Source organism: Streptomyces sp. NPDC045701 (assembly GCF_056432045.1).
Window position 1 is genome coordinate 1 of the sequence record NZ_JBWKJV010000042.1, and the last position, 5,624, is coordinate 5,624.

The 5,624-nt window shown below is 73.4% G+C and carries 6 protein-coding genes and 1 pseudogene; 5 read left to right on the top strand and 2 right to left on the bottom strand.

Annotated features, from left to right (window positions below):
• Window positions 1–245: 245 nt before the first annotated feature.
• Window positions 246–1,181, bottom strand: coding sequence for a VldE C-terminal domain-containing protein (locus AC07DW_RS28285; RefSeq protein WP_478860506.1), 936 nt, complete (start codon window positions 1,179–1,181; stop codon window positions 246–248).
• Window positions 1,182–1,191: 10 nt separating this feature from the next.
• Between AC07DW_RS28285 and dapE the strand changes: the two genes are divergently transcribed.
• From dapE to AC07DW_RS28300, 3 genes and pseudogenes are all read left to right on the top strand, one after another.
• The gene (gene dapE / locus AC07DW_RS28290; protein WP_478860539.1) at window positions 1,192–2,271 is read left to right on the top strand and encodes a succinyl-diaminopimelate desuccinylase; all 1,080 of its coding nucleotides are present in this window, start codon (window positions 1,192–1,194) and stop codon (window positions 2,269–2,271) included.
• A gap of 77 nt (window positions 2,272–2,348) precedes the next feature.
• The gene (locus tag AC07DW_RS28295; protein WP_478860507.1) at window positions 2,349–3,119 is read left to right on the top strand and encodes an LOG family protein; all 771 of its coding nucleotides are present in this window, start codon (window positions 2,349–2,351) and stop codon (window positions 3,117–3,119) included.
• Between the two features lie 115 nt (window positions 3,120–3,234).
• A pseudogene (locus AC07DW_RS28300) lies at window positions 3,235–3,782 on the top strand (helix-turn-helix domain-containing protein).
• On the opposite strand, the gene folP reads toward AC07DW_RS28300, so the two are convergent.
• The gene (gene folP / locus AC07DW_RS28305; protein WP_478860508.1) at window positions 3,779–4,639 is read right to left on the bottom strand and encodes a dihydropteroate synthase; all 861 of its coding nucleotides are present in this window, start codon (window positions 4,637–4,639) and stop codon (window positions 3,779–3,781) included. The pseudogene AC07DW_RS28300 and the gene folP sit on opposite strands and share 4 nt — an antisense overlap.
• Window positions 4,640–4,767: 128 nt before the next feature.
• Here folP and AC07DW_RS28310 point away from each other — a divergent pair, with 128 nt between their 5' ends.
• Both AC07DW_RS28310 and AC07DW_RS28315 read left to right on the top strand, forming a co-directional pair.
• On the top strand, window positions 4,768–5,136 hold the full coding sequence (locus AC07DW_RS28310) for a DivIVA domain-containing protein (protein WP_478860509.1): 369 nt from the start codon (window positions 4,768–4,770) through the stop codon (window positions 5,134–5,136).
• Window positions 5,133–5,624, top strand: a 492-nt coding sequence (locus AC07DW_RS28315; protein ID WP_478860510.1) for a DNA-3-methyladenine glycosylase I, incomplete at its 3' end; no start/stop codon positions are given. The genes AC07DW_RS28310 and AC07DW_RS28315, both read left to right, overlap by 4 nt.

Genomic DNA, 5,624 nt, shown 5'->3' on the forward strand with positions numbered 1-5,624 from the left:
TGACCACCCTCGCGGACCGGGGCCTGGACGCCTGGGTCGCCGGCGAGATCACCGACCGCGGCGCCCACACCACCGGCGCCGAACTGGTCGGCGACCACTCCGCCTGAACGACGGCGCCCGGCTGCCCGCCCGCCCCGCGGGTACGCCGCTCCCCCCACGGCCGTGCGGCGGACGGGCGCTCCCCGGGCGAACGGCGACGCCGAGCGGCGACCGCGACACGCGCCGCCCCCACCGGCCGCAGCGGCCTACTCGCCCGTGACGCGGATGCGGACCTCGTCGGGGCGCGCCGCGCCACCGGTCGTGCGCCAGCCGGCGTCCGACTCCGCCGCGCTCCACACCCGGCCCGCGTACGACACCTCCGTGATCCCCAGGGCGTCCGCCCGGGCCACCGCCCACTGCGCCCGCTCCCAGCCGCCGCGCGAACCGCCGCCGGTCGTGACGGCCCCGGGGCCGGACGCCCCGGCGGCCACGTTCCGGACCGGTACCGAGATGTCGGGCGCGGCCCCGCCCGGGGGCAGTTCGCCGAACGCCCGCCTCAGCTCCGCCCGCACCCTCGCCGGGTCGCCGGCCCGCACGGGCCCGCGCTCGGTGGTGCACGTCAGGGACGCCGGGGAGCGCCCGGTGAGCGCGGCGGCGAGCAGCGCGGCGTCCGGCTCGTGCTTGGCGTACGCCTGCGGGAAGCCGCTGCGCTGCACGCGCTGCGCCGCCACCGTCAGCGGCAGCCGCGAGTAGCCCGGCACGTCGGCGAGGTGGTCGTAGAACCTGCCGGCCGAGAAGACCGGGTCGAGGATCTGCTTCTCGGTGCCCCAGCCCTGCGAGGGCCGCTGCTGGAACAGGCCGAGCGAGTCGCGGTCGCCGTACCCGATGTTGCGCAGTGCCGACTCCTGGAGGGCGGTCGCCAGCGCGATGGTGACCGCCCGCTCGGGCATGCCGCGCGACGTCCCGACCGCGGAGATCGTCGCGGCGTTGGAGGCCTGCTCGGGGGTGAACCGGTAGGTGTTGTTCCCGCTGCCCACGAGGCAGTGCGGGGCGTCCTTGCCGCCGGTCGCGTTCCGCACGACGACGTACCCGATCAGCGCCAGCAGCACGGCGAGCGCGACGGCGATCCTCGGGCGGCGGGGGCGGGTGGACTCGGACACGGAGCCCACCGTACTGGAGGGCCGGGATAGGCTCGGCACCATGTCCGAGACCATGCCCGCCACCGTGCTGGACCTCACGCAGGACGGCCCGGCGCTGACCGCCGCGCTCGTCGACCTCCCCTCGGTCAGCGGCACCGAGAAGCCCCTCGCCGACGCGATCGAGCAGGCGCTGCGCACGCTGCCGCACCTGACCGTCGACCGGCACGGGAACAACGTGGTCGCCCGGACGAACCTGGGCCGGGCCGAGCGGGTGGTCCTGGCCGGACACATCGACACCGTCCCGATCGCCGACAACGTGCCCTCCCGGCTCGACGACGACGGCGTCCTGTGGGGCTGCGGCACCTCGGACATGAAGTCCGGGGTCGCCGTCCAGCTGCGTATCGCCGCGACCGTCCCCGCCCCCAACCGCGACCTGACCTTCGTCTTCTACGACAACGAGGAGGTCGCCGCCCACCTCAACGGGCTCGGGCACGTCGCCGAGGCGCACCCGGACTGGCTGGAGGGCGACTTCGCCGTCCTGCTGGAGCCTTCCGACGCCCAGGTCGAGGGCGGCTGCCAGGGCACGCTCCGGGTCCACCTGCGCACCAAGGGCGAGCGGGCCCACTCGGCGCGCAGCTGGATGGGGTCCAACGCCATCCACGCCGCCGCCCCGATCCTCGCCAGGCTCGCCGCGTACGAGCCGCGCCGCCCGGTGATCGACGGGCTGGAGTACCACGAGGGCCTCAACGCCGTCGGGATCGAGGGCGGGGTCGCCACCAACGTGATCCCCGACGCGTGCACCGTGACCGTCAACTACCGCTACGCGCCCGACCGCTCCATGGCGGAGGCCGAGGCCCATGTGCGCGAGGTGTTCGCGGACTGCGGCGTCGACGAGTTCGTGGTCGACGACCACACCGGCGGCGCGCTGCCCGGTCTGTCGCACCCCGCCGCCGCGGCCTTCATGGCGGCCGTCGGCGGGACCGCGCAGCCCAAGTTCGGCTGGACCGACGTGTCGCGGTTCAGCGCGCTGGGCGTGCCCGCCGTCAACTACGGTCCCGGTGACGCGCTCTTCGCGCACAAGCGGGACGAGCACGTCGCCGTCGACAGGATCACGCACTGTGAACGGCGACTGTACGACTGGCTCACTGCCTGACCTCCGTGATTTCGCCTTTTGTCACGTCCTCCGTCCTACCCTGAGCGGGAAACGATGTTCAGCGGAGGGAGCGGATCATGGGCAACCCCGAGGCCGAGGCCGAAGGACTGCGAGCGCTGGCCGAGCAGCGGCTGGGGCCGGTACTGCGCCGCAGGGAGCAGGTCCAGCCCGGCACGACCGATCAGCGGCTGCTGGACACCGCCGGTGACTCCGAGTGGGTCCACACCGACCCCTGGCGCGTCATGCGCATCCAGTCGGAGTTCGTCGAGGGCTTCGGCGCGCTGGCCGAACTGCCCAGCGCGATCAGCGTCTTCGGCTCGGCCCGCACCCGGGCGGGCACGCCGGAGTACGAGGCGGGCGTACGCATCGGCCGGGCGCTGGTCGAGGCCGGCTTCGCGGTGATCACCGGCGGCGGCCCCGGCGCCATGGAGGCGGCGAACAAGGGAGCGCGGGAGGCCAAGGGCGTGTCGGTGGGCCTCGGCATCGAGCTGCCCTTCGAGCAGGGCCTGAACCCGCATGTCGACATCGGCGTCAACTTCCGCTACTTCTTCGTACGGAAGACGATGTTCGTCAAGTACGCCCAGGGCTTCGTCGTCCTGCCGGGCGGGCTCGGCACCCTGGACGAGCTTTTCGAGGCCCTGACCCTGGTCCAGACGCGGAAGGTCACCCGCTTCCCGATCGTGCTGTTCGGCACGGCGTACTGGTCCGGGCTGGTCGACTGGCTCCGCGGCACGGTCATCGCCCAGGGCAAGGCGTCGGAGCACGACCTGATGCTGTTCCACGTCACCGACGACGTCGACGAGGCGGTCGCCCTGGTCACCAAGGAGACGGGGCCCGGCCACCCCTGACGGACACGGCCTAGGTGTATTGATCACGAGCGTTGTTGACACTCGGCGGTCTTGATCATGGCGAAGACCTCCGGTGTGGTGGAGGTGTCTAGGACTACACCGCACGGAGGTCTTCGTGTCCCACCGTAATGCCCGGCTGACCGTTCACGGCAGGCGGATCCTGGTCGAACGTGTCCTGGCGGGCCGTCCCGTCGCGCACGTGGCTGCGGAGATGGGGATCTCCCGGCCCACGGCCCACAAATGGGTCCGTCGCTGGCGGACCGAGGGCGACGCGGGCCTGCACGACCGTTCCAGCAGGCCCCGCACGACACCGCACCGGACTCCCGCCGCGGTCGAGGCCCGGGTCTGCCGCCTGCGGACCGACCGCAAGCTCGGCCCGGCACGGATCGGCCCGATCCTGGGCCTTCCCGCCTCGACCGTGCACCGCATCCTTCTCCGGCGCGGCCTGAACCGTCTGGCCTGGCTCGACCGGCCCACCGGCGAGCCGTCAACCGCACTCTCCTCGACGAATGGGCCTACCTACGGCCCTACACCTCAAACCACGAGCGGACAGCGGCCCTGGCAGACTTCCTCCACATCTACAACCATCACCGCTGCCACACCGCACTCGATGGACACCCGCCCATCAGCCGTGTCAACAACGCTGCGGGTCAATACACCTAGGCCAACCCCCGGCGGGCGACCGCCGGGGGGCGGTGCCCGGCGATGGACGCCACCATGTCCAGCACCTGCTTCGTCTCGGCGACCTCGTGGACGCGGTAGACCCGCGCGCCCAGCCACGCCGAGACGGCCGTCGTCGCGAGCGTTCCCAGCACCCGCTCCTTGACCGGCTTGTCGAGCGTCTCGCCGACGAAGTCCTTGTTGGACAGCGACACCAGCACCGGCCAGCCCGTGTCCGTCATCTCGCCCAGCCGGCGGGTCGCCTCCAGGCTGTGCCGGGTGTTCTTCCCGAAGTCGTGGCCGGGGTCGATCATGATGCCGTCGCGGCGCACGCCCAGCTCCACCGCGCGCTCCGCCAGCCCGACGGTCACCCGCAGGATGTCCGCCATCACGTCGTCGTACGCGACCCGGTGCGGCCGGGTGCGCGGCCGCGCGCCGCCCGCGTGCGTGCACACCAGCCCCGCGCCGTACCGCGCGGCCACCTCGGCGAGCTTCGGGTCGACGCCGCCCCACGCGTCGTTCAGCAGGTCGGCGCCCGCCTCGCAGACGGCCTCGCCGACGTCGTGCCGCCAGGTGTCGACGCTGATCACCACGTCGGGGAACCGCCGCCGCACCTCGGCCACGAAACCGACCGTGCGCCGCGCCTCCTCCTCGGCGGTCACCTCTTCCCCGGGACCGGCCTTGACCCCGCCGATGTCGATGATGGCGGCGCCCTCGGCCACCGCCTGCTCGACCCGGGCGAGCGCCGGCTCGTCGCGGAACGTGGCGCCCCGGTCGTAGAAGGAGTCCGGGGTCCGGTTCACGATCGCCATGATCACCGGCTCGTGCGCGTCGAATTCACGCCGTCCCAAGCGCAGCATCCCGTGTCTCCTCCTCGCGTTCGGTCGCCTGCGACCTTAGCCTTCGGTGGCGCATGGCACGATCGGCACCGTTGGGTTTTCGCTCCCGGTGGAGAGGCACGGTCGTGTTCTGGTTCTTGGCTGTAGCGATGGTCGTGGTCGTTGCCGCGGTCACTCTGGCCGTGATCGGCGGCGGGGAGAGCGAGGTGCTGCCCGAGGCGCCGCCCGAGCACACGGTGGACCAGCTGCCGCTGACCCGGCCCGTCGGCCGTGCCGACATCGACGGGCTGCGGCTGCCCCTGGCCCCGCGGGGCTACCGGATGGCGGAGGTCGACGACGTGCTGGGCCGGCTGGGCGCCGAGCTCGCCGAGCGGGACGCGCGGATCGCCGAGCTGGAGGCCGCCCTGGCGGGAGCCCGCGAGGAGCGGCCCGGCGGATCCGGCCGGTACGACGAGCCCGGCGGATCCGGCCCGTACGACGAGCCCGGCCGGACGCCGGACGAGGAGCGGGACCGGTGACCGGCGAGGCCGTGCCCGGTCCGGACGGGCTGCCGCGCTGCCCGTGGGGCCTGTCCGCCGAGGAGTACGTCCGGTACCACGACGAGGAGTGGGGCCGCGCCGTCCACGGCGACGACGCCCTGTTCGAGCGGCTGTGCCTGGAGGCGTTCCAGTCGGGCTTGTCCTGGATCACGATCCTGCGCCGCCGCGAGGGCTTCCGCCGGGCGTTCGCGGGCTTCCGGATCGCCGCGGTCGCGAAGTTCACCGACGCCGACCGGGACCGGCTCCTGGCCGACACCGGGATCATCCGCAACCGCGCGAAGATCGACGCGTCCCTCGCCAACGCGCGCGTGCTGGCCGGCTGGGCGCCCGGCGAGCTGGACGCCCTGATCTGGTCCCACGCCCCGGACCCCGCCTCCCGCCCGGTGCCCCGCACGCTCGCCGACGTCCCGGCGGTCACGCCCGAGTCGACGGCGCTGTCCAAGGCGCTCAAGAAGCAGGGCCTGCGT